16 protein-coding genes are annotated in these 21,922 nt (G+C 46.7%); 7 read left to right on the top strand and 9 right to left on the bottom strand.

Going from position 1 to position 21,922, the window contains the following annotated elements; translation table 11 throughout:
• The 5 genes from era to HB364_RS07990 all read left to right on the top strand — a co-directional run bounded on the left by era (window position 1) and on the right by HB364_RS07990 (window position 7,121).
• Window positions 1-870, top strand: coding sequence for a GTPase Era (gene era / locus HB364_RS08010; protein WP_167287339.1), 870 nt, complete (start codon window positions 1-3; stop codon window positions 868-870).
• A gap of 16 nt (window positions 871-886) precedes the next feature.
• Window positions 887-2,236 (top strand): ribosome biogenesis GTPase Der, encoded by a 1,350-nt coding sequence (gene der, locus HB364_RS08005; RefSeq protein ID WP_167287337.1) that lies wholly within the window; start codon window positions 887-889, stop codon window positions 2,234-2,236.
• 126 nt (window positions 2,237-2,362) lie between these two features.
• The gene (locus tag HB364_RS08000) at window positions 2,363-2,566 is read left to right on the top strand and encodes a hypothetical protein (protein WP_167287335.1); all 204 of its coding nucleotides are present in this window, start codon (window positions 2,363-2,365) and stop codon (window positions 2,564-2,566) included.
• 268 nt (window positions 2,567-2,834) lie between these two features.
• Window positions 2,835-5,195, top strand: a complete 2,361-nt coding sequence (locus HB364_RS07995; RefSeq protein WP_167287334.1) for an autotransporter outer membrane beta-barrel domain-containing protein — start codon at window positions 2,835-2,837, stop codon at window positions 5,193-5,195.
• Window positions 5,196-5,294: 99 nt separating this feature from the next.
• A complete protein-coding gene (locus HB364_RS07990; RefSeq protein ID WP_167287332.1) occupies window positions 5,295-7,121 on the top strand; it encodes an autotransporter outer membrane beta-barrel domain-containing protein in 1,827 nt (608 codons plus the stop codon).
• Window positions 7,122-7,191: 70 nt separating this feature from the next.
• On the opposite strand, the gene accC is transcribed toward HB364_RS07990, so the two are convergent.
• The 6 genes from accC to HB364_RS07960 all read right to left on the bottom strand — a co-directional run bounded on the left by accC (window position 7,192) and on the right by HB364_RS07960 (window position 13,869).
• Complete coding sequence (gene accC / locus HB364_RS07985; RefSeq protein WP_167287331.1) at window positions 7,192-8,529, bottom strand: acetyl-CoA carboxylase biotin carboxylase subunit; 1,338 nt, start codon at window positions 8,527-8,529, stop codon at window positions 7,192-7,194.
• An 86-nt stretch (window positions 8,530-8,615) separates the two neighbouring features.
• Entirely contained in the window at window positions 8,616-9,104 is a 489-nt protein-coding gene (gene accB / locus HB364_RS07980) for an acetyl-CoA carboxylase biotin carboxyl carrier protein (protein WP_167287330.1), read from the bottom strand.
• Between the two features lie 189 nt (window positions 9,105-9,293).
• Complete coding sequence (efp, locus tag HB364_RS07975) at window positions 9,294-9,860, bottom strand: elongation factor P (RefSeq protein WP_167287328.1); 567 nt, start codon at window positions 9,858-9,860, stop codon at window positions 9,294-9,296.
• A 222-nt stretch (window positions 9,861-10,082) separates the two neighbouring features.
• Complete coding sequence (locus tag HB364_RS07970; RefSeq protein WP_167287327.1) at window positions 10,083-11,747, bottom strand: M56 family metallopeptidase; 1,665 nt, start codon at window positions 11,745-11,747, stop codon at window positions 10,083-10,085.
• Between the two features lie 30 nt (window positions 11,748-11,777).
• Entirely contained in the window at window positions 11,778-13,502 is a 1,725-nt protein-coding gene (locus tag HB364_RS07965; protein WP_167287326.1) for a M56 family metallopeptidase, read from the bottom strand.
• Between the two features lie 4 nt (window positions 13,503-13,506).
• Window positions 13,507-13,869, bottom strand: coding sequence for a BlaI/MecI/CopY family transcriptional regulator (locus HB364_RS07960; RefSeq protein ID WP_167287325.1), 363 nt, complete (start codon window positions 13,867-13,869; stop codon window positions 13,507-13,509).
• A gap of 150 nt (window positions 13,870-14,019) precedes the next feature.
• Here HB364_RS07960 and HB364_RS07955 point away from each other — a divergent pair, with 150 nt between their 5' ends.
• Window positions 14,020-14,508, top strand: coding sequence for a TlpA family protein disulfide reductase (locus HB364_RS07955; RefSeq protein ID WP_167287324.1), 489 nt, complete (start codon window positions 14,020-14,022; stop codon window positions 14,506-14,508).
• 118 nt (window positions 14,509-14,626) lie between these two features.
• The gene (gene mdh / locus HB364_RS07950; protein ID WP_167287323.1) at window positions 14,627-15,556 is read left to right on the top strand and encodes a malate dehydrogenase; all 930 of its coding nucleotides are present in this window, start codon (window positions 14,627-14,629) and stop codon (window positions 15,554-15,556) included.
• A 65-nt stretch (window positions 15,557-15,621) separates the two neighbouring features.
• Here the strand turns inward: mdh and HB364_RS07945 are convergent, their stop codons facing one another.
• From HB364_RS07945 to HB364_RS07935, 3 genes are all read right to left on the bottom strand, one after another.
• Complete coding sequence (locus HB364_RS07945) at window positions 15,622-15,987, bottom strand: DUF4870 domain-containing protein (protein ID WP_167287322.1); 366 nt, start codon at window positions 15,985-15,987, stop codon at window positions 15,622-15,624.
• 192 nt (window positions 15,988-16,179) lie between these two features.
• Entirely contained in the window at window positions 16,180-18,546 is a 2,367-nt protein-coding gene (locus tag HB364_RS07940) for a T9SS type A sorting domain-containing protein (protein WP_167287321.1), read from the bottom strand.
• Window positions 18,547-18,620: 74 nt separating this feature from the next.
• Window positions 18,621-21,311 (bottom strand): M14 family zinc carboxypeptidase, encoded by a 2,691-nt coding sequence (locus HB364_RS07935; protein WP_167287320.1) that lies wholly within the window; start codon window positions 21,309-21,311, stop codon window positions 18,621-18,623.
• Window positions 21,312-21,922 lie beyond the last annotated feature (611 nt).

Below are 21,922 nucleotides of genomic sequence, written 5' to 3'. Positions count from 1 at the left end.
ATGAAATCAGGGTTTGTAAGCATATTTGGTCGCCCCAATGCGGGTAAAAGCACACTGTTGAACGCCTTAATGGGCGAAAAGTTGGCTATTGTATCACCTAAGGTGCAAACTACCCGCCACCGCATTAAAGGCATTTTAACCACACCTGAATACCAGATCATTTTTTCCGACACGCCTGGCATTATTGAACCTAAGTACAAACTGCAGGAGAAAATGATGCAGGCGGTACAACAGGCCCAGGAGGATACCGATGTGGCAGTACTGTTGTTGGATGTAAGAGAGAGCATGGAAGAAGTGAACAGTCTCTTTGAATCCATACGACTCAAAGCACCAGCTATTATAGCGATCAACAAATTAGATACAGTTGATGCCACGCAGAAGGAAGCCGTCTTTAATTTCTTCAGGTCCAAAACTTATGCAAAGGAAGTGGTGGGCATTTCCGCCCTGAAAGGATTGCAGGTAGACGAGCTGTTAAAAACGATCGTGAAATACCTGCCGGAAGGCGAGCCTTTCTTTGCAGAGGACGAAATGACGGATCTGCCCACACGGTTCTTTGTGGCAGAGATGATCCGGGAAAAAATATTCTACCTGTTCAAAGACGAAATACCCTATCATACCACCGTCATTGTGCGGGAATTCAAAGAAAAGACAACCCTGGTGAAAATCGTAGCCGATATAGTTGTACAGCGTGAATCACAAAAAGCAATCCTGCTGGGCGAGAGTGGTAAGATGATCAAACACCTGGGAACAGATGCCCGGAAAGATATTGAGGCATTTATAGGGCAAAAGGTATTCCTGGAACTGTTTGTAAAGGTGAAGCCCAAATGGCGGGACAACGATTTCATGCTGAAAGAATACGGTTATCATTAAAAAATAAGTAGCAGATATGGCTGGTTTTACGGTAGCAATTGTAGGTAGACCCAATGTAGGGAAAAGTACTTTTTTTAACCGCTTGCTGGAACAACGCAAAGCAATTGTAGATGACGTGAGTGGCGTAACCCGCGACCGCCAGTATGGTGTTGCTGACTGGAATGGTAAATCATTTAATGTTATTGATACCGGCGGATTTGTACCACAGAGTGAAGATGTTTTTGAGAAGGAGATCCGCAAGCAGGTAATGATTGCCCTGGAAGAAGCCAATGCCCTGATCTTTATGGGCGATGCAGCTACCGGCATTACCGACCTTGATGAAGCGATGGCCGATGTATTGCGCCGTACTTCCAAACCCGTGTTTTTAGCTGTGAATAAGGTAGACAACCCGGACCGGATGCTGGAAGCGACTGAATTTTACGGGTTGGGCTTTGACAATGTATTTTTTATTTCCTCTATGACCGGCAGTGGCAGCGGCGAATTGCTGGATGCTATCACTGCCCTGATACCCCAGGAGCCGGCTACAGAATCGGAAGAAGATCCGGGCGATGATGCAGTACCGAAACCTGAGGTTCCCGCCATCCCCAAGTTTGCCATTATCGGCCAGCCCAATGTTGGTAAATCATCACTACTGAATGCATTGATCGGGCAGGAACGTACGATAGTAAGTGATATTGCCGGCACTACCCGCGACACGATTCACACACACTACAACCTGTTCCAGAAAGAGTTTGTCCTGATTGATACAGCCGGCATACGCCGCAAAACCAAGGTGCATGAAGACCTGGAGTTTTATTCAGTGATCAGGGCTATCAAGGCCATGGATGAGGCCGACGTTTGTTTGTTGCTGCTGGATGCCGAGAAAGGGATTACTGCCCAGGACCTGAATATCTTCAGCCTGGCAGCCCGCAAAGGGAAAGGCATTGTTATCCTGGTGAATAAATGGGACCTGGTAGATAAAGTGACCAATACAGCCAGAGATTATGAAGAAGAACTGAAGAAACGGATAGCCCCTTTTAGTGACGTACCGGTGCTTTTTATTTCTGCCAAAGACAAGCTGCGCATACACAAGGCCATTGAAGTGGCACTGGATGTTTTTGAGAGCAAACAGCGCCGCATACCCACTTCCCAATTGAATGAGGTGATGCTGAAAGCCATAGAATCGTACCATCCCCCCGTAGTACGTGGCAATTCGATTAAGATCAAATTTGTGACCCAGTTGCCTACGCATGTTCCCTCTTTTGCCTTTTTCTGCAATTACCCGGATGAGGTAAAACAGCCTTATAAAAATTACCTGGAGAACCAGTTGAGGCAACATTTTAATTTTAAGGGGGTGCCCGTACGTCTGTTTTTCCGTAAAAAATAGCGCTCGGGGATGACCGATAACCCGAAGTATATCAAAAACTTAATGACAAAGGGCAAAATATTTGCATAATAATAAAAAGATATTACTTTTGCGCCCATCTCATCAAACTCAAAAAAGCAATTCCAAATGAAAAAGTTTTTCGCAATTTTAGCTGTTGCCGGTTTTTTAACTGCTTGTAACGATGGTGGTACTGCTGAAGAAGTAAAAGCTGACTCTACTGCAGCTCCTGCTCCTGCCACTACAACTGACAGCACTGCTACTGCTACTCCTGACTCTTCTGCTCATGCAGCTGACACCTCTAAAGTAGCTACTGATTCTACTAAAAAATAGTAGTCCCCGGCATATATTCACTTATTTGCAAGAAGCTGGCCTCCCTCAACAGGGAGGCTTTTTTATTGATGGCCCATTAGGCTTTTATTGACCTAAGTATATATTTTTTAATTATTTGAGAATCAGGGCGCTAAGAAGTTATGAAGAATTTAAATTATTGAGTATATTGTCCTCTCTTTTATACCCGATTCTACTAAACCTCTGGAATCCATCTTCCTGTGTACCATTTTCGGTAACATTTTTCAAAGCCTTGTAAACTATCAATTGTATGAAGCAACTTTACCTGCTGCTGGCAGTATGCCTGTACTGTTCACTTACCACAAATGCACAAACGAAATTTTGGATTGGGTCATCCGGAGATAACTGGAATGATGCTTCCAACTGGTCCAATACATCCGGGGGATTGCCAGGCGCCGATGTTCCCAATGGAGCTGGATACAACGTTGTTTTTGATCAGGCCACTACTGTAGCCGTAGACATCGCCAATATTACTTTAAACTCATTGTCTGTAACAGCAGCCGGCACTACCCTGCTTTATACAACTGCCGCCAGTACAATTGTACTGAACAGTACCAATGCAGGTGCTCCTGCCTTATTGATTGCAGGAGGCAGTACGTTAGTAGACAGTGCTGCTGCAGGCAGCGGCAATTTCATCGTCCGTTTCGCCAATGGAGCACAAGGAACAGTTAATGGTAACTGGTACTTTACCGGATTAGCCGGAGGAACAGCCTATGCTGATTTTCCTGCTACGTCCGGCCAAGGCAACCTGGTAGAAGTAGCCGGAACTATTAAGCTGGTCAGCAACTCGGGCCACGTTGAATGCAACCAGCCGGAATACCTGCATTTTGGCAATGGAGCTACTTATTGGGTTGCCAGAAATGCCGGTGTGATTCCCAGAGCTGGCTGGCATGCCAACTCCACGATATTGATAACCGGCTCCACTTCTGCTGTCCCCAGCATAGGATTGCCTCCTGCCGGCCAGGGCATTGGTCATTTAGTCATTAACTGTGCTGGCATGACAGTAGCCAATACTTTGCAGCTACCACAGAACCTGGTAATCAACGGAGATTTGCAGGCCATCAGTACCAATAATGTTAACCTAGGCCTGGGCGCCACTACAGGTGCTGTTCCCGTTAATATTACCGTGCAGGGAGACCTTGAAATAGGTGCTACTGCCAACGTAACCCTCGGCGGCGCCAGCCATAGCTACAATTATAATATGCAGGTAAATGGCAATTTTATTCAAACCGGCGGCAGCTTTTACCTGCGCAATAATACAGGAACGGGATTAACCCTGGCCAATACACTGAGCGTAGCCGGCAATATTACCCAAACAGCCGGCACCTTTGGTAGCCTGAACACTTCAGTAAGCACCGCTACCGATCTGTTTGTACTGGAACTGAACGGTACTGCCAATCAGAATATTTCTTTTTCTTCCAACACGATTGACAATGCCACCAACCAGGTAACATTACGACTTAACAATACAGCCGGTGCAACCCTGCTTACACCTTTATCTGTCGGTAAGATCAGTTGGAGCTCCGCCAATAAAGGCGTTCTCACCACTACTACCGCCAATGTATTAACGATCAACAATACTGACATCACCGATACACGGGTAGTAAACAGTCCTTCCAATACCGGTTATATCAATGGGCCCGTAAGAAGGAAGACAGCTACCAATACAGCGGTCAGCTTCCCTACCGGCAAAGGTGGTGTGTTGAGAGCCTGTGAGGTAACCCCTGCAGCCAATACCCTCTCCGAATATGAAAGCGAATATTTTGGCACTGCTTATTCTTCTCTTGCTGTACAGGCGCCACTGACCGGGGTATCTGGCCAGGAATATTGGAATATCGGCAAAATATCGGGCAGTGATGCCGTAATCCGTCTCACCCTCGCAGGCGCCGTTACAGGAGCCGCCGCTACGGATACGCTCGTTGTAGCACATCACAATGGAACTGTGTGGACCGATGTAAGGGGTACGAAGTTAACTCCAGGCAACTCAACCACAGGCAGCGTGGAATCTACCGTGATGACCACTTTCAGTCCGTTTACCTTTGCCTTTACTGCTCAGGCTACCCTGCCCATCCATCTCCTGAGCTTTACAGCCCGTAAAGATGGTGGTGCTGCAAAACTCAACTGGACTATCACAGATAACAGTACACCTAAGCGGTTTGAAGTACTCCGCTCCACCAATGGTACCAATTTCACCCAGATCGGCACCGTAACAGGTATTGAAAGAAAGCTGGTGTATGATTTTACAGACAATGCCTTACCCAACGGCACTGTTTATTACAGGTTGCGGATGATAGACATAGATGAAACTGCCGAACTTACAAAGATCATAGCGGTTATGAATGGTAGCAAAGGTATAGTGATCACTTCCATGATGCCTACATTGGTTATTAACCGCGCCCGCCTCAATATCAGCTCTTCAGAAAAAGGCAATATTCAACTGGTGGTGACTGATATTTATGGCCGCATCGTGAAACAACAGGTGAATGCCCTTACCACTGGCAACCAGGAGATTTGGCTCAACCTGGGCACCCTGCCGGCAGGCACCTACCAGGTTACTGGTTACACTTCAACAGGAGAAAAGACCAGCAGCATCCGGTTCATCAGGCAATAAAATACTGACAGCCATACACGAAAGTCCTTCTGCGCAATCGCAGAAGGATTTTTTTTCGTAGGTATGGGAAGGCTTTGCAGTAGCATAAAAAAACAGCTTATGCCACTAACCAAAGCCTGTCTGTTTATTGCATTTATTGTCAGCAACTTGTACACCATTGCCCAGGTACGTTGGAGTGGCCTTGGCGGAGACGGCCAATGGCTTACTGCCACTAACTGGGTAGGAAATACAGTTCCGGGGAATGGAGACGATGTACTACTTGATAATACAGTGGGCGCCGGCAATTATGTAGTTACCCTGCCTGCCGGCAATAGCACAACCACTGTTCAATCATTAACGATAAGCCCTGCAGCAGGTAATGCCATTGAAGTGGTACTACCTAATAATAACACAGCCTCTCCCGGCTTTACCTGTACAGGGTCAGGTAATGCGCTTGTCATTCATGAGGGAGGCATTTTCAGGAATGCTTCAGGAGCCGGATCAGGTGCTCCCTTAAGCATGGCAGGCGCTGTATGGATAGGGAATGGCGGGCGTTATATTCACAATACACCAAGACCACATGTAAGTATAGTGGCAGCCCTTGCCACCGCTTCCGGTACAGAAACCGGCATATTTGAATTTGACATCAGCAATGGAAGTCCCCTGATAGCATTCCCAGGGAGAACATTTGGCACCCTTGTCTTATCAGCTACCGCTGCCGGTGGCGCTAAAACCTACAATGCCAACGGCGTGAACCATACACTTATCCGTGGTGATTTTATTATAGGGGAAGGAGTTAGTTTTAACCTTGACCTTGATGATACGGTTTTTATTAAAGGCAATTATGAGCAGCAGGGAGGTGTATTTAACCTGGGAAGCAGTGACAATACTGTAGTACAGATCAATAACCACTTTATTCAATCAGGCGGTGTCATCACAGAAGACGATAATGGCCTGCCTGTTATTGAACTAAACGGCAGCAACTCCCAGTCTGTTACCGCTTCGGGCAGCATCAGCAATAGCGTTACTTTCAAAGTCAATAATCCCGCAGGCGTTATGCTGCAAACGCCCCTTTCTTTACCTTATAAACTGGAACTTACACAAGGGAAGGTAACTACTTCCGTCATTAACCTGTTAACGCTGGAAGCTGGTTGTACTATCCAGGCAGATTCCCTATCGTCACTTAGCTTTATCAATGGCCCCTTGCAAAAAAGAGGTTTAGTGGCCGCTGGTCAATTCCTGTTCCCGGTAGGCAAAGGCAACAGCCTTCGCTGGTTATCGCTGACCAATGTTACCGGCAATTATACGGTGGAGTTTTTCAGAGATAATCCCAAACTGATGAGCAATGCCTACCCTGCCATTATACACCATATCTCTTCTATTGAACACTGGGGTATTACTGCCGATGCCCTGCCAGCCCCGCAGGCGCAGGTAAAGCTATCCTTCAACGATCCTAACAGTGGTGGCGTTACAGACCTTTCTGCGCTACGGGTGGTTCAATTAACAGGCGGCGCCTGGACCAATGCCGGCAATACCGGTTATATGGGAACGCCAGGCTCTAATGGATTTGTTACCAGCGACCCGATCAGTTCATTTGGCCCTTCCATCCAATACTTCACCCTCGCCAGCACATCCGCCACTTTAAATCCCTTGCTGTTACGTCAGCGACCGTACACAATTTCCGGCCATACTACTCCAACAGCGTTGTTAGCGCCCTCCCTTACCACCGGCTTTACAAAACTAGTTATTACAGCCAGGAAAGAAGAGCACCTGCACCTGGTGATCACAGGCAATACAGGCAGGGTAATGATGACAATCCCTGTTTACCTGCAGAAAGGTGGCAATGCCATACCACTGAATGTAGCTATGTTGCCGGCAGGCATTTACTCCATCATGATACCTGGTATGAAAGAAATGGGCTTTCCGGTAAGGTTGATCAAGCTATAAAGCAAGAGCGGTGACACTTTTTGAAAAGGTATCACCGCTCTTGTTGGTTCTATTGATCAGTTACCTCTGATTATAATAGTTTAAAGGAATCCAGGAACTTGGTATTGAAGTTTCCTTTGCAGAAGTCTTCGTTCTTCATTAACTGAAGGTGGAAAGGAATGGTCGTTTTTACGCCTTCAATGACGTATTCGTTCAGTGCACGACTCATGGTATTGATGGCCTCCTCCCTGGTACGGGCTACAGCAATGATCTTGGCAATCATGGAATCGTAGTAAGGAGGTATCACATATCCTGCATACACATGTGAATCTATACGGATGCCATGCCCGCCCGGCTGGTTCAGCACGGTGATCTTTCCGGGACTTGGCCTGAAATCATTGTAAGGGTCTTCCGCATTGATACGGCATTCGATGGCATGCATTTGTGGTTCATAGTTCAGTCCGCTGATCGCTTCGCCGGAGGCTATTTTGATCTGCTCTTTGATGAGGTCAAAATTGGTTACCTCTTCTGTTACGCAATGTTCTACCTGGATACGTGTATTCATTTCCATGAAGTAGAAGTTGCGGTGCTTATCTACCAGGAACTCGATAGTGCCTACACTTTCATATCCGATGGCCGAAGCAGCTTTGATAGCAGCCTCACCCATACGCTGGCGCAGCTCAGGCGTCATGAAAGGGGAAGGCGACTCCTCCACCAGTTTCTGGTGACGACGCTGTATAGAGCAGTCCCTTTCGCTCAGGTGGCACACTTTACCGTAACGGTCGCCAGCTACCTGTATCTCGATGTGGCGGGGCTCCTCCACAAACTTCTCCATGTAAATACCGTCATTCTTGAAGGCGGCGCCGGCTTCGGCTTTGGCCGTATTGTAAGCCCGCTCTATTTCTTCTTCATTCCATACTACCCGCATGCCTTTACCACCACCGCCGGCAGTAGCTTTCAGGATGATGGGGTATCCTATTTCTTTGGCCAGGCTTTTGGCCTCATCCAGGCTTTCCAGTAATCCTTCACCGCCCGGCACTACCGGTACACCGGCTTTGATCATTGTTTCCTTGGCAGTGATCTTATCGCCCATAGAACGGATCTGCTCGGGTGTGGGGCCAATGAATTTAATATTATGTTCGCCGCAGATCTCTGCAAAGCGGGCATTTTCTGCCAGAAAACCATAACCCGGATGGATACCATCGGCATTGGTGATCTCGGCAGCAGCCATAATATGGGGAATGTTGAGGTAGGAATCGGAACTGGCTGCACGGCCAATGCAAACGGCTTCGTCTGCAAATTTTACGTGCAGGCTATCTTTATCAGCCGTGGAGTATACCGCCACTGTTTTGATACCCATCTCCCGACAGGTACGGATCACCCGCAGGGCAATCTCTCCACGATTGGCAATTAATATCTTTTTGAACATTGAGTTAATTTGAAATTAAGTATGGCATAACCTGAATTTGAAAATGGCATTCCATTTTCAAATTTTCAAATTGCCACATTCTCATATTAATTAGGTTCTACCAGAAATAACGGCTGATCGTACTCTACAGGCGAAGCATCTTCCACCAGCACTTTTACAATACGGCCTTTTACTTCGCTTTCAATTTCGTTGAAGAGTTTCATGGCTTCTATGATACATACCACTTTACCCGGTAATACTTCATCGCCCGGTTCTACAAAAACAGGCTTACCCGGAGACGGGCTGCGGTAGAAGGTACCGATCATGGGGCTTTTTATGGTTACCAGGTTATCAGCAGCAGGTTCCGCTGCCTTTGGTTTATCTGCAGCAGATTGTACAGCAGGAGAGGAGGCTACCTGAGATTGGGCAACCGCCGGCATACTTATAGGCGCGTGTACAGGGGCAGCAATTACGTGTTGAGCAGGTTCTTCTTTTTGTTTGATGGTTAATTTGAATCCCTTTTCTTCTATGGTCACTTCACCGATGTTGGACTTGTTGATCATTTTGATCAACTCCTGAATTTGTTTAAAATCCATCTGTTTAATTGTTTATGTTGACGGTTAGTTCGGGCAAAACAGGCGGCTAAGATAAGGATTACACATTAAATATACCCAAAACCCCCTTTTAAATGCTAATATCCAATGGAATAAAAAAATGGACAACAGAAACGAAACGTTCCGTTATCCATTTTATATATTTTACAAGGACCAGGCAGTAGCCATCGCCTATTCCTTTACGCGTTCTACATATTCCCCGGTCTTGGTGTTAACCCGGATCAGTTCTCCCTCATTCACGAACAGGGGTACGTTGACTGTAGCGCCGGTCTCTACGGTGGCAGGCTTCAGCGTACGGGTAGCCGTATCGCCTTTCACGCCGGGCTCGGAGTAAGTTACTTTCAATACGATCTTATCGGGCAATTCCACGCTCATGGGTTGCTCGGTCTCTGTATTGATCAGCATGGACACTTCCTGGCCGTCTTTCAGGAACTGCGGAGCATCAATCAATTCTTCGCTCAGCGCAATCTGCTCAAAAGTCTCGGTTTCCATGAAGTTATAACCACTGTCATCTTTGTACAGGAACTGATAATCTTTGCGCTCCACACGTACCGGGTGAATGCTATCGCCTGAGTTCCAGGTCTTTTCAATGCTGCGTTTATTGTCTACACCTTTTAATTTAGCCCAGACTTTAGCGGCCGCACGGGCAGTTTTGTTCTCTCCGAAATCTACGATGGAGTATAAACTGCCGTCCAGTTTGATGATCATGCCACGGCTGATATCTGAAGTAGTTGCCATAAAAAAGCTGATGTTTTTTCGATTACAAATTTACTACGCCTTCCCACAGGCCTCCGACCGGGGGAGCGGGGCAGCAAAACTACGGCAAAATTGTCAGCGGGCAAAAGGGAAGTAATTGATCAAAACAGGGGGCCGAAGCAGCCGCCGGCAGCCAGATCACCCAATAAAAATGCCGGCCTGAAAACAGAACCGGCACTTAAAAGGTTACGGGCGGCAGCCTCGTTAAAAAGGTTCATTTGATTCCTGCCTGGCGTCGATCTTTAATAGGAGTTTATCTGCCTGGGTGGGCGTTCCGGCAGGTATAGGCGCTGCGGTGATCTTGTTATCCCTCTTTTTGGTGGTGATCTTAATCACTCCGTATTTTGCTTTTGGTCCATATTGTTTTACATCCTCCGCGTTTTTTAATACATCCATCCTTTCAATATTTTCCGGTTTCAGTTCATGCAGGCGCACGCTGTCGTATATTTCCCCATCCACTACAAGGACCCCCAGAAATGGTCCGGAACATAGTTGAATATCTTTATTGTCCTTATTGGTATCTATTTTTAAGGTAATGATCTGGGGAGGGATGGTATCTTTTACCGGCGGCAATACAGGCTGTGGAGCAGGTGTTCCTTTTTTGGTAGTGATCAATATGACCCCGTCAGTCCCTTTTTCACCATACAGTGTTATTGCCGATTTCCCTTTCAGCACATCAACACGTTCTATATCGCCGGGGGCCAGGTTGTTTACAACATCCCCGCCTTTGGGTTGCTCAACTCCATCAATGAAATAAAGCACATTCGCCGGGAGCAACGCCCTGTAAGGATTACCGGGCCCATTCAGGCTGGCATCAATAAAATACCTGGCAGAATCGTACCTGGCAGTAATGATCACGGTACGCGCCGGATCTGCCTGAACATGTTCCACTTTTCCTTTGCGCGGTACCGTATCTGTAACCAGCGGCGTGGGCGCTTTCATATCTTCAGCCACCATGGTAATCGTTGTTGCCGGCATTATGGCTGCCAGGGCTTTATGATTAATAGCAGCATTCCTGAAAGCCAGCAACAGGATAGTCACCAGCGGCAGTACAAACAGGAATTTGATCAGGTGTATTTTGGCGCTGCGCATTTTATTCATCATGGCAATTCTTTTTTTAAGGGAAGAGAAATTGAACTGGCTGGCAATCGCAAAGGCAGGAGCCCCTACTACTTTTAATAGCAGGTATTGGTATTGTTTGCGGTCCAGCCCTGCTTCCAGCACTTTATGATCGGCAATAAACTCCAGGTTTTGCCGGATGGCTTTCCGGATAAGCCATACAAAAGGGTTGTACCAGTTTAACATGCAAAGCAGCTCACCCCACAGGATATCCACTGTATGCCGTTGCTTTACATGGATAAATTCATGCCGGATGATCTCTTTTAATTCCTCTTCATTGTGCTGATGCTGGTTAATAAAGATGGAACGGCCGAATGAAAAGGGAATGATGTTTTTATCAACCTGGTAGATCTTTACCGTATCACCCGATAACAACTGCGAAGACCGCCGGATATGCCGGAAGGAGAGGTACTGGACCAGGAGGCGTATCAGCATAATGACGATCCCTGCTATCAGCAGCAACAGGAACAGGGTCCAGCCATCCGGTTGGCCGGAAGGTGTGGCAGGCGCCCCCTGGTAGTTACTTACCAAAGGTATCAGTTGTACCACCTGGTTATTAGTCCAGTCACCCCGTTCCAGAAAGGGCGATATGTTTACAAAAGGGATAAAGAATGCCAGCAGGGAATAACCCAGTAAATACCAGCGGTTCCAGGTATAGAATGTCAGGCGCCTCAACACAAGGGCATAAAAAAGATATACCACAGCAAGGCTGATAGACAGTTTTAGTAAATACTGGGCAATGTATGGCATGACTACTATTTTGCTTGATTCAAGATCTTACTATTGAAAAGACACGCTTCCGCCGTATACGGTAATATAGAAATGGTTCGTATTGTTTTTACCGACGCGGACGGTTAATGTTTTAAAATGATCTCCCGAGAAATTACCTTTCGCTGTACCATTGCTAACGGAACCTTCCAGCGACACCAGCGCACCATCATTATATTTCACGTGACTCAATGTTAAAGTATATCCTTTCTCTTTCAATTCATGGGTGAGCTGCTCCAACTGTTCGCGGGTAGTAGTATTTTTTATTTCCAGCAATTCAGTTGTTTCTTCCACAGGATTGGCTACACCGGCCATGGCAGCAGGCCTGATCTCAATAACATCTGCAGTAGCTATAATTCTTTTAGGGGCAGTAGTGCCCCATGCTACTTCTGCCACGTCCACATTCGGCGCAGCCACCGCAACAGGTGCCCCCTCCCTTACCTCTGCAATAGATGCCCTGCCACTCGCCCTTACAGGAGCCGGCGATGCGGGTACTGAAGCAGGCGCAGCGGGTGATACAACCGGTGCTCCCGGTGCAGCAGGCACAGCCGTTGGCACTGCAACAGGCGCCGTTTCAGGTACAGGGGGCGCAGGAGGAACGGATACACGGCCCGGACGGGGAGCAAGTGGCGGTGGCGGAGGAGGCGCCAGCTCACCATATTCTTCTTCAAATGCTTCCTTTTCGTCGGGCTTATTGAGATCAAATACTTTTGTGGTGCCGTTATCAAATTTTATGTAAACCTTGTTTTCCTTTATCTTTTTAGTGATCTGCTCAATGCCTTTTTCTTTCAGGGTGTTGGGCACCTTAGACCGTTTGGGAGCTGATGCAGGTACTGTATCGGTTATCTTTTTTTCCGAAGCGATGTAATTATTCACAGCCACCTTCCGGAAAGCCAGCAGCACTACTACCAGTAAAGGCAGCATAAACAGGAAGCGCATGAGGTGTACGTTGGCGCTTTTATTTTTGTTCATCATGGCTATACGTTTTTTTAATGATGAGAAATTAAAATTGGATGCAATACTGAAAGGAGCAATCCCTGTTACTTTTAACAGCAGGTATTGATACTGCTTACGATCCAATCCGCTTTGCAATACCTGGTGATCGGCAATGAATTCCAGGTTTTGCCGGATGGCTTTCCGGATAAGCCATGCGAATGGATTGTACCAGTTGAGGACACAGAGTATTTCACCCCACCACAGATCAAATGAATGACGTTGCTTTACGTGAATGAATTCATGGCGTATGATCTCCTGCAGCTCCTGCTCATTGTGCAGGTTACGGTTCACATAAATGGCCGAGCTGGTGGAAAACGGGATGATCTTTTTGTCGATGTGATATAATTTGACGGGACCATCGAACAGCAACATAGCCGATGAGCGCAACCGCCTTAAAGAGAGGAATTGGACCAGCAAACGTCCCAGCATAAACAGGCAGCCCGCTGTAATAACAGCAACATATAGCATCCACCAATCAATCCCTGTATTTCCTGTTGCGGCTATGGCATTACCTTTTTCCATCACTGGTAATGCCGGTATGTAACTAATAACAGTGGCGTTCTGTAAGCCATGCTGCTGCAGCCAATCAAACACATTGATCAGCGGAATAAAGAAGCAAAGCATAGAATACCCCAGCAGGTACCACCGGTTCCAGTTGTAGAAGGTAAGCCTTCTCAACAGCAGCCAGTAAAACAGGTACACAACCGGCAAGGCAATGGATAGTTTGATGATATACTGCATAAGGCTAAGGCTTCTTTCCTTCAATCATATCAATGATCTCCTGCAGCTCTTTCGGGCTCAGTTTATTTTGCTCCACAAAGAAGTTCACCAGCTCTTTGTAGCTGTTATCAAAATAGTTCTTTACCACCCCGCTCATGAAACTTTTCTTATAATCCTCTTCCGACATAGCAGGGGTATACAGGTAAGCATTACCCACCAGCCGGCTGCGGAGCATGTTCTTACGTTCCAGGTTCTTAATAGTGGATGCCAGGGTAGTATACGGCGGCCTGGGCTCCTCCATATGATCAAGGAATACTTTTACATTGCCTTCACCAGCTTTCCACACAGCCATCATGGCTTCCTCTTCCTGGGGTGTTAACTTTTCCATCATTACGACATTTTCGTAAACCTACGACATTATCGTAGACATTCCAATTAATTTGTTCCCTTTTTTGTTAAAAGAAACTTATCATTGACCAGCAAAAGGGCTTAAAAACTATTTTTGCCTCCTATCCCAATCAATGAAAATTGTTGTTCTATGAAGAAATGGCTTCTTGCATTAGTACCGGTTTTATTTGCATTAGTAACTGTAGCCCAATCAGATACAGCTTTTCCCTATAAACGCTTCCCCACCGTTCCACCCATATCACTGTTACAGGCCGACAGCAGCATGCTCACCAAGGCCCAGTTAAAGAAGGACCCTGTGATCGTGATGTTCTTCAGCCCTTCCTGCGATCATTGCCAGCACCAGATCAAGGATATGCTTAAGAGGATGAATGAGTTTAAGCAAACCCAGTTTGTACTGGCCACCTACCAGCCTTTTGAAGAAATGGTCCAATTCATTAAAGAGTATGAGATTGACAAGTACCCCAATATAAAAGTAGGGCGCGACACTAAGTTCACCCTCCCTCCTTTTTACCATATACAAAGCCTCCCCTACCTGGCGCTATACAATAAGAAAGGGAATCTGGTTAACACCTGGCAGGGTAATGTAGCCGTAGATGTGCTGCTAAAAGCCTTACAGTAATTCCGGATTTAGATTGCATCTTCTGCTTCGTTCGCCTACCTTTGCCCCGCCTGCCCGATCCGTCTGGTACGGACAGACAGGATGTTAATCATTGATCAACTCTAAAAATTGTTTTCTGATGAAAGTAACCGTTGTGGGTGCAGGCGCTGTAGGTGCAACCTGTGCCGATAATATTGCCCGTAAAGAACTGGCTACAGAACTGGTATTACTGGATATTAAAGAAGGATTGGCCGAAGGTAAAGCCCAGGACATGATGCAGACCGCTACCCTGCTGGGCTTTGATACCCGTATTACCGGCAGCACCAATGATTATTCCAAAACCGCCGGTTCCGATGTAGTAGTGATCACATCTGGTCTGCCCCGCAAACCCGGTATGACCCGTGAAGAACTGATTGGCACCAATGCCGGCATTGTAAAAGGTGTTTGTGATAATATTCTGAAGTATTCCCCGGATACGATCATCATTGTGATCAGTAATCCTATGGATACCATGACCTACCTGGCGCAAACCGCTACCGGCCTGCCTAAAAACCGCATTATCGGTATGGGTGGCACACTGGACAGTGCCCGTTTCAAATATCAGTTGAGCCAGCACCTCGGTTGCAGCCCTGCCGACCTGAATGCAGTGGTAGTAGGCGGTCACGGCGATACTACCATGATCCCTCTTATCCGTTTTGCTACCTGGAACAGTGTTCCGGTAACCAAATTCCTGAGTGAAGAACAACAGAAACAAATTATAGCCGATACGATGGTGGGTGGCGCTACACTGACCAAACTCATCGGTACTTCTGCCTGGTATGCACCCGGCGCTGCCGGCGCTGCCCTGGTAGAAAGCATTGTACGTGATGAGAAAAAACTGTTCACCTGCTGCGTATCCTTAAATGGTGAATATGGCCAGAAGGATATCTGCCTCGGTGTTCCTGTAACCATTGGCCGCAATGGCTGGGAAAAGATCGTTGATTTCGGTCTTAATGCTGACGAGCAGGCTTTGTTCAATAAGAGCGCAGATGCTGTAAGGAATATGAATGATGTGCTGAAGACATTGTAATAATGCACTTATACATAAGTATACTAAAAAGGGCGCCTTACAGCGCCCTTTTTGATTTATACAAGCTATTTTATAAACCGTATATTCAGGGGATAACGGTACAGTTTGTTTTCACTGGCCCTGATGGTAGCGATTATAATTAATACGACCGCTAAAATGGCCAACACCCAAACCAGCAATATCCCTATGATCGTGATGACCAGCAGGATTACCACAAGGGTACAGGTAATCTGGAAATTCAGGGATTCCTTGGCATGGGCTGCTATAAATTTTGATTCATCTTTCTTGATCAGGTAAATGATCAATGGCGCCCAAAAACCAACTACGAGGCACAATACGTGGCTTAGTATAGCCATCGTACGCTCATCAGACGTTGGTGGAGCTAAGGGCTGCTCTTCGCTGCCCAGGAATGAGTTGGTTTGCTGACTCATGATTGTTGTTTTAAAGTATATAGTATAAGTATGTCTTTCCCTGATTTTATTACAGGTACGGAAATATTATGCTATTAAGTTACTGATAATCTTCGCCATTAAATAAAAATAATTTCGCATGTTTCGAGGGCCGGGCAAAAAGAAAGGGCAACACCATTCATGCTGCCCTTTCCCGTAAGGTCAAAAAACAGGTTATCGTTTTAATAACTTTTGCTGGTACAGGTCCTCTGCCCCCGCCATCAGTTCTATCACATAAGTACCGGCGGCAAGTCCGGAAGGCGCTTGCACAGTAAGGGACTGCGTCCCTTTACTCAATTGCTCAGCAGCGTTGTATACTACCCTGCCATACATATCTGTCAGCCGCATCTGCACCCGCGCTGCCCGCTTCAGGTGAAGCTGGACCACAATCATTTTGTCGAATGGATTGGGGTGTATCCGAGTTACCTGCAGGCTCTTAAGGTTGAGCGGCAGTATCAGGGAATAAGTATACGCTCCCGTTATACTCACTATTTTTAGCCGGTAATACCGGTTGGCTGCAGCCGTATTCACTTCATCAGTAAACTGGTAATTGTTGACACCCGTATTATTGCCTTTGCTGTTTACCTTTCCCAACGCAATAAACCGGCTGCCATCTGTTGAATATTCAATTTCGTAATGGCTTATATTATGTTCATCATTGACACTCCATTGAAGTAAAGATTTTTCATCAATAAGGCTCGCTTTAAATTTTAAATTATTGGCAGGTAATATACCGTGGGCATAAAAGCAGGTAGGGTGCAGGCCACCGCCGCCCTGTGTGGGGTCATTGGTATTGATAAAGATGGTATTGCCATTTATATCAAAGAGCATGACCTTTGACTGGTTACAAACGTAACTATTGGGCTCTGTTTTGACCCGGAAGGTCATTACTACCTTGTGGGTAGCTCCTGGCCTGATAATACCATTAGGCTGTCCCAATGAACTGATCAACCGGCCTCCTGTCACAGCAAAAGGCATTACCCCACCTGCATCCGATACAGGTACTCCGTTAAGCGTTGTTGAGTTAGGAATATAATCCGTAGTGGCCGGAATACCATCATACAGTTTCACGCCGGCAGCATTGAGATTACCGGTATTCATCACTTCAATAATATATTCTACGGTGTCACCGCCTACTACATCAGTACGGCCATTAATATTACGGTAGGTTTTATTAGCGATCAGGGCGGGGGCCAATACCGGGAAACCACAACTTGTGTAGTCACCACTGTTCCATACATTGTTCAGCGAGTCGGTAACAATGGAAGAACCCGACATGGATGCCAGGTTAACATTAAATACATTCCTGTAAGCACCTCCTATGTAAACATTACCGGCCGGATCAACGGCCATTGAATTGGAAGTACCCGGAAAAGGATTGACTGCACCCAGGAAAGTAGCTATCCGGTTATTGGGATTAATTTTATACAATTTACTGGAATTGGCAATCAGGTACAGGTTACCCGATCCATCACCAAAAACGTCCCCACCGCTTTCCGTCAGGATATCATTGAACCCATTATTGGCATCGTTGATCAGGGCACCCAGCCGCACAATCACCGGCACGCCGGTAGCGGGATTAATAGAGAACCGGATGATATCCCTACCATTCTGGGTAATGGCGTATCCAAACCCATCAGAACAGAACGACATCCGGTTAATATTCCATCCACTGGAAAGATTGGTCTCCAACGGATAACCAACAAATCGCCGTGCACACACCGGCGATGCATTCAGGTCAATATAGCTAAGGTCCTGCGGTGCATTGGTATAGTTGTTTACAAAGTAAATGCGATTACTATTCTTATCATAGGCGATCGCCGACGCATAGGTCAACACGGTGCCATTCGTCAGGGCAGCGCCGGTCAGCGCATCAAAGCAAAGTCCGTTGGCCCCATCGTATAGCATAGGACCTGCCGTTCCATTAGTCGTATTCACTGTTTTAATATAGCGGTAAGGCTTATTGGAGGGACTTTGTGGTACACCATTGGTTGTCTCGGCTGTTGATTGATATACTATAGAGCAAAACGGGTCGGGCGTGAGATTGGTAAATACGGTATTGGAACTCTGCGTCATACTGGTACCCTGGCTATTGCATTCCAACATGGCAAAGTTGGAAACGTTTCCTCCATTGGCAGTAACCCTTACCCTGAACTTAATGGTGGCCGGGGCGCCGGGTATTAAGGTACCAGCACCGGCTGCCGGAGATCTGATAAGACCTCCTGTATTGGCATACGGCATACTATCATTTGCATCCGCAACAGCAGCGCCATTAAGTGTAGTGGTCCCTGCTATGTAAGCACAACCTGCCGGTATATGATCATACAGGGTGGCATTGGTAAAATTCCAGGTAGATAAGTTATTTACGATAATCGTATACTCCAGCACATCTCCTTCAGACGCACTGTTACCGTTGCTACTGGTAGTTATATTGGCTACTGATTTACTGAGGTCAACGCTCTGAGCTTCCGATTTTACCATCATGCCCAACACGAGCAGGATTAGTATCAGTACACTCAGAATGATCTTTTTAGTTTTCATTGGGATTGGATTTGCAGTTAAATTATCGAACATCAGATCCGCTACCCCCTTACCGGGAGCAGCGGGTTTTGGAATTATTTCTTTATCATCTTGAACACGGATTCTTCCCCTGTTTGCAGGTTCCTGATCTTTACCAGGTACAACTGTGCAGGCCACTGGCTTACATTGATCTGCCGGTCGGTGATACCTTTATCCGGGTTTACAGGCTGCCGGTATTGTATGCGGCCTGCTATATCAGTGATCGTTAGTAATACCCTGGTTTTGGCGGTTTGATTAAATCTTACATGCAGCATCCGTTCAACAGGATTAGGAAATACATTGACAGTATAAGCGTCGATGCTTTCCAGGGTCACAATCCTGCTATAATCACTCCTGCCCCGTATGTCAACCGCTCTCACCCGGTAGAAATTAACAGCGCCGGGCGCAGGGTCAATAAACCGGTAAGGTGCATTTCCCTTTACTGTACCAATGGTGCTAAAATGCTCCCCATCATCTGAACGTTCTATTTCAAAGCGGTCGTGATCATTATCGGCTACGACCTCCCAGGTGATCCGGGCGCCTTCAGGTACACGCACAGCAGTAATGCTGATGAACTTTACGGCCAGCAATTGCTGGGTAGCTTTCACTACCTCTATGTTATCTATGTAAAAACCATCTTCTGCATTGGAACCATTGGACATGAAGCGGAATCGGAAATTCACGACCGGGTTGCCGAGATAATCGCGGAGATCAATGATCTCCCTGGTCCAGGCTTCCCGTATCCCCGTCAGCGCAGGCTGACTACCCAACGTACCTACCTCTTCTGATACTGTATTGTTACCGCATACAGGCAGGTAACCTGCGCCGGAAGACACCTGTATCTGTAACTTGTCGTAAGCATTCTCTGCCCGGTGCCGCACCCAAAAAGATAAATAGGCGGCTGTGGCATCAGCCAGGTTGAGGCTGGTATTGCAGGTAGCCATAGTAGTAGCAGCCGAAGCGTAATTACCCGAAGGCGATTCACTCAGTGATCTTGTTCCCTGGTAAGCAGCAGTAGTACTGGTGCCCCAGGTGCCGGAGAACGTCCAGTTGGCAGTGGAAGACCACTCCATATTATCAGTAAATAAAGATTGCGGCTGGTATATTTTAGTGACCGTATCGTACAGGTTAATACCTGCAGAACTGATCTGGTACACAAAGCGGACCCTTGTACCGGCCGGCAGCCCGGACGGTAATTCGTAGGTAATGCTTCTTTGTACGGAATCGAAATAGTTAGCTATACTATTGATCGTAACAGACGCCCCAACAGACTGAACATGTTCCAGCGGAAGAAGGGAAACTGTTACAGGAGCATTCGTAAGACCAATACGGCGCAGGCTGAATGTGAAGCTGGCACTTGTGCTGTTAACAGCCATGGTATTCATATCCTGCAGCTCAAAATAAGGACCTGCCATGTAGGCCATCTGGAGGTTGGCAAAAAGCATACTTTTGGCAATGGGAATAATATTTTCAGGATTGGGCCAGAAGCCGAAACCCACATTGCCCGACCCTACTTCCACCGTATAGCCATACGTTTTTTGCTTCGTACCAGTTCCTATATCACCGGTAATATGCCAGTCGCGTGAGTTGCCCACCGCATAATAGCCAACAGTGGCCATGCCATCGCCGGCGAAATAGCCATTGTAGCGGGCCATCAATGCAGAAGCATATTTGTAAAAGTTCACATCGGCTGTGGTAAAGGGGTGGTTAGCCGGCCTTCCATACGGCGTTACATAATAATTGCCATAGGCATGGTGATCTATGGCAATGGTAAAATAACGCGTTTCACTAAAGGCCCTGATAGCCTGTGTTTCGGCTTCAGAAAACTCATTAGGCCCCACGTACGCATCATTGGAAGGGCTGTGCGAGGTACTAATATTCGTACCCGTAACGCCCCAGTCTACATTATAATTCCTGTTAAGATCTACGCCGTATACACCACCGCCATTCACCCGCCGGTTCTTGCGCCACATACCGCCTCCCGAAGGAGCGCTGGTTTCATTGTAGCGATAACCATCCGGGTTAACGCAGGGCATAAAGTAAAGCTCCCGGCTGTCGACCAGTTCTTTTATACGGTTGTCGGCAGCATAATTTTCCACGAGGTATTGCATGAAGAACATAAGGTTCATCATGCTCATGCCTTCGCGGGCGTGGTGAAGACCGGTATAGAACGCTTCAGGCTCCGCTTCATCAAGCGTAACGTTATCCGATATTTTAACAACAATTAATGGTCGTCCTTCCAGCGTAGCAGTGGGCAAAATGATCTTCTGCACAAGGCCGGGATAATGATTCACTAATGAATCAATGCGTTGCTGTATTTCCTGGAAAGTGTAATACCCGCTGTAGGAACCGGGTATAAAACCTGCAGGCACAGTTATATTGGTGAGGTGTGAACCGCAAGGGTTCTCATAATGAAGTTTTCCATTCAGCATAATGGCATCGGCCTGCATATAGAAGTTTTCTTTTTTGGCATTCTTTTGAAAGAAGGCCACTTCATCATCAACCAGCACGGAATAACGTACCCCTGTTTTCTTCAGGCTCGCCAGCGATTCGTGGCTGAGGGTGGTAATGAAAATATTTTGTTCTTTATCCAGTTCGCCATGATCAAATTCAACTCCCTGCGATTCCAGCCAGGCCAATCCTTTTTCAGGGATTGTCAGTTGCACCCTGCTGTAAATTGGCTGGGCGCACAGGGAAGCGGATAAACCAATTAATGGTAAGCTAATCAGGTAGCGAAATGGTTTCATAGGGCTCAGTTTTAGGCAATAGAAGGTCTTTCGCCTGTTACCATGCCTGTAAGGCAGGTATCAGACGGATATACCGCGTTGATGAGCACACTACCGCGTGCTACAACTTATCTGGTATGTAAGGCAAAAAAGACAGCCGGTAAATGGGGTGACTACTGCTGCGGAAACGTTCAGCATGTTTGAGGCGCCCTGGTGGAGAATGTCCATTTGTTTTGGATACAGCGTACATGTGTTTCATAGCACAGGATTTTGTACTGGATTAAATTGATTACAATGGTTAAGCCTTCTCGGCTTTTCAGCGGGGTCATCTGCAGGCTTTACCTGCACTTATAAGTAACATATTCTACCGCGAGGCTCTAGGGTTAGTGGGTATTATCGCGGTTTTTTCTACGGAAGAAGGGTCAGTACAAGAGTAAATAATCTTTTCTGTTTATGCAAGGTAAAAACCCTACCGGAAAGCCCGGTTGTGGATAACTAGGGTTTTATGCATGCCGGGAAATCCTCCTTTTCAATTTTTTTAATTTTCTCTAAATATCTGTAAAACTGCTATTTAGGTATTATACCGGGTGCCGTACCGGCCAGATACTTTACAATATCATTTGGTTTATGTT

The organism is Paraflavitalea devenefica (genome assembly GCF_011759375.1).
Taxonomy (GTDB): domain Bacteria; phylum Bacteroidota; class Bacteroidia; order Chitinophagales; family Chitinophagaceae; genus Paraflavitalea; species Paraflavitalea devenefica.
The sequence above is the reverse complement of the archived record's forward strand: the minus strand, read 5'-3'. Positions and strand labels throughout refer to the sequence as shown.

What these genes read in the sequence shown, in the direction of transcription:
- era (WP_167287339.1), top strand. Translation starts at nt 1, where the DNA reads ATGAAATCAGGGTTTGTAAGCATATTTGGTCGCCCCAATGCGGGTAAA.
- der (WP_167287337.1), top strand. Translation starts at nt 887, where the DNA reads ATGGCTGGTTTTACGGTAGCAATTGTAGGTAGACCCAATGTAGGGAAA.
- HB364_RS08000 (WP_167287335.1), top strand. Translation starts at nt 2,363, where the DNA reads ATGAAAAAGTTTTTCGCAATTTTAGCTGTTGCCGGTTTTTTAACTGCT.
- HB364_RS07995 (WP_167287334.1), top strand. Translation starts at nt 2,835, where the DNA reads ATGAAGCAACTTTACCTGCTGCTGGCAGTATGCCTGTACTGTTCACTT.
- HB364_RS07990 (WP_167287332.1), top strand. Translation starts at nt 5,295, where the DNA reads ATGCCACTAACCAAAGCCTGTCTGTTTATTGCATTTATTGTCAGCAAC.
- accC (WP_167287331.1), bottom strand. Translation starts at nt 8,529, where the DNA reads ATGTTCAAAAAGATATTAATTGCCAATCGTGGAGAGATTGCCCTGCGG.
- accB (WP_167287330.1), bottom strand. Translation starts at nt 9,104, where the DNA reads ATGGATTTTAAACAAATTCAGGAGTTGATCAAAATGATCAACAAGTCC.
- efp (WP_167287328.1), bottom strand. Translation starts at nt 9,860, where the DNA reads ATGGCAACTACTTCAGATATCAGCCGTGGCATGATCATCAAACTGGAC.
- HB364_RS07970 (WP_167287327.1), bottom strand. Translation starts at nt 11,747, where the DNA reads ATGCCATACATTGCCCAGTATTTACTAAAACTGTCTATCAGCCTTGCT.
- HB364_RS07965 (WP_167287326.1), bottom strand. Translation starts at nt 13,502, where the DNA reads ATGCAGTATATCATCAAACTATCCATTGCCTTGCCGGTTGTGTACCTG.
- HB364_RS07960 (WP_167287325.1), bottom strand. Translation starts at nt 13,869, where the DNA reads ATGGAAAAGTTAACACCCCAGGAAGAGGAAGCCATGATGGCTGTGTGG.
- HB364_RS07955 (WP_167287324.1), top strand. Translation starts at nt 14,020, where the DNA reads ATGAAGAAATGGCTTCTTGCATTAGTACCGGTTTTATTTGCATTAGTA.
- mdh (WP_167287323.1), top strand. Translation starts at nt 14,627, where the DNA reads ATGAAAGTAACCGTTGTGGGTGCAGGCGCTGTAGGTGCAACCTGTGCC.
- HB364_RS07945 (WP_167287322.1), bottom strand. Translation starts at nt 15,987, where the DNA reads ATGAGTCAGCAAACCAACTCATTCCTGGGCAGCGAAGAGCAGCCCTTA.
- HB364_RS07940 (WP_167287321.1), bottom strand. Translation starts at nt 18,546, where the DNA reads ATGAAAACTAAAAAGATCATTCTGAGTGTACTGATACTAATCCTGCTC.
- HB364_RS07935 (WP_167287320.1), bottom strand. Translation starts at nt 21,311, where the DNA reads ATGAAACCATTTCGCTACCTGATTAGCTTACCATTAATTGGTTTATCC.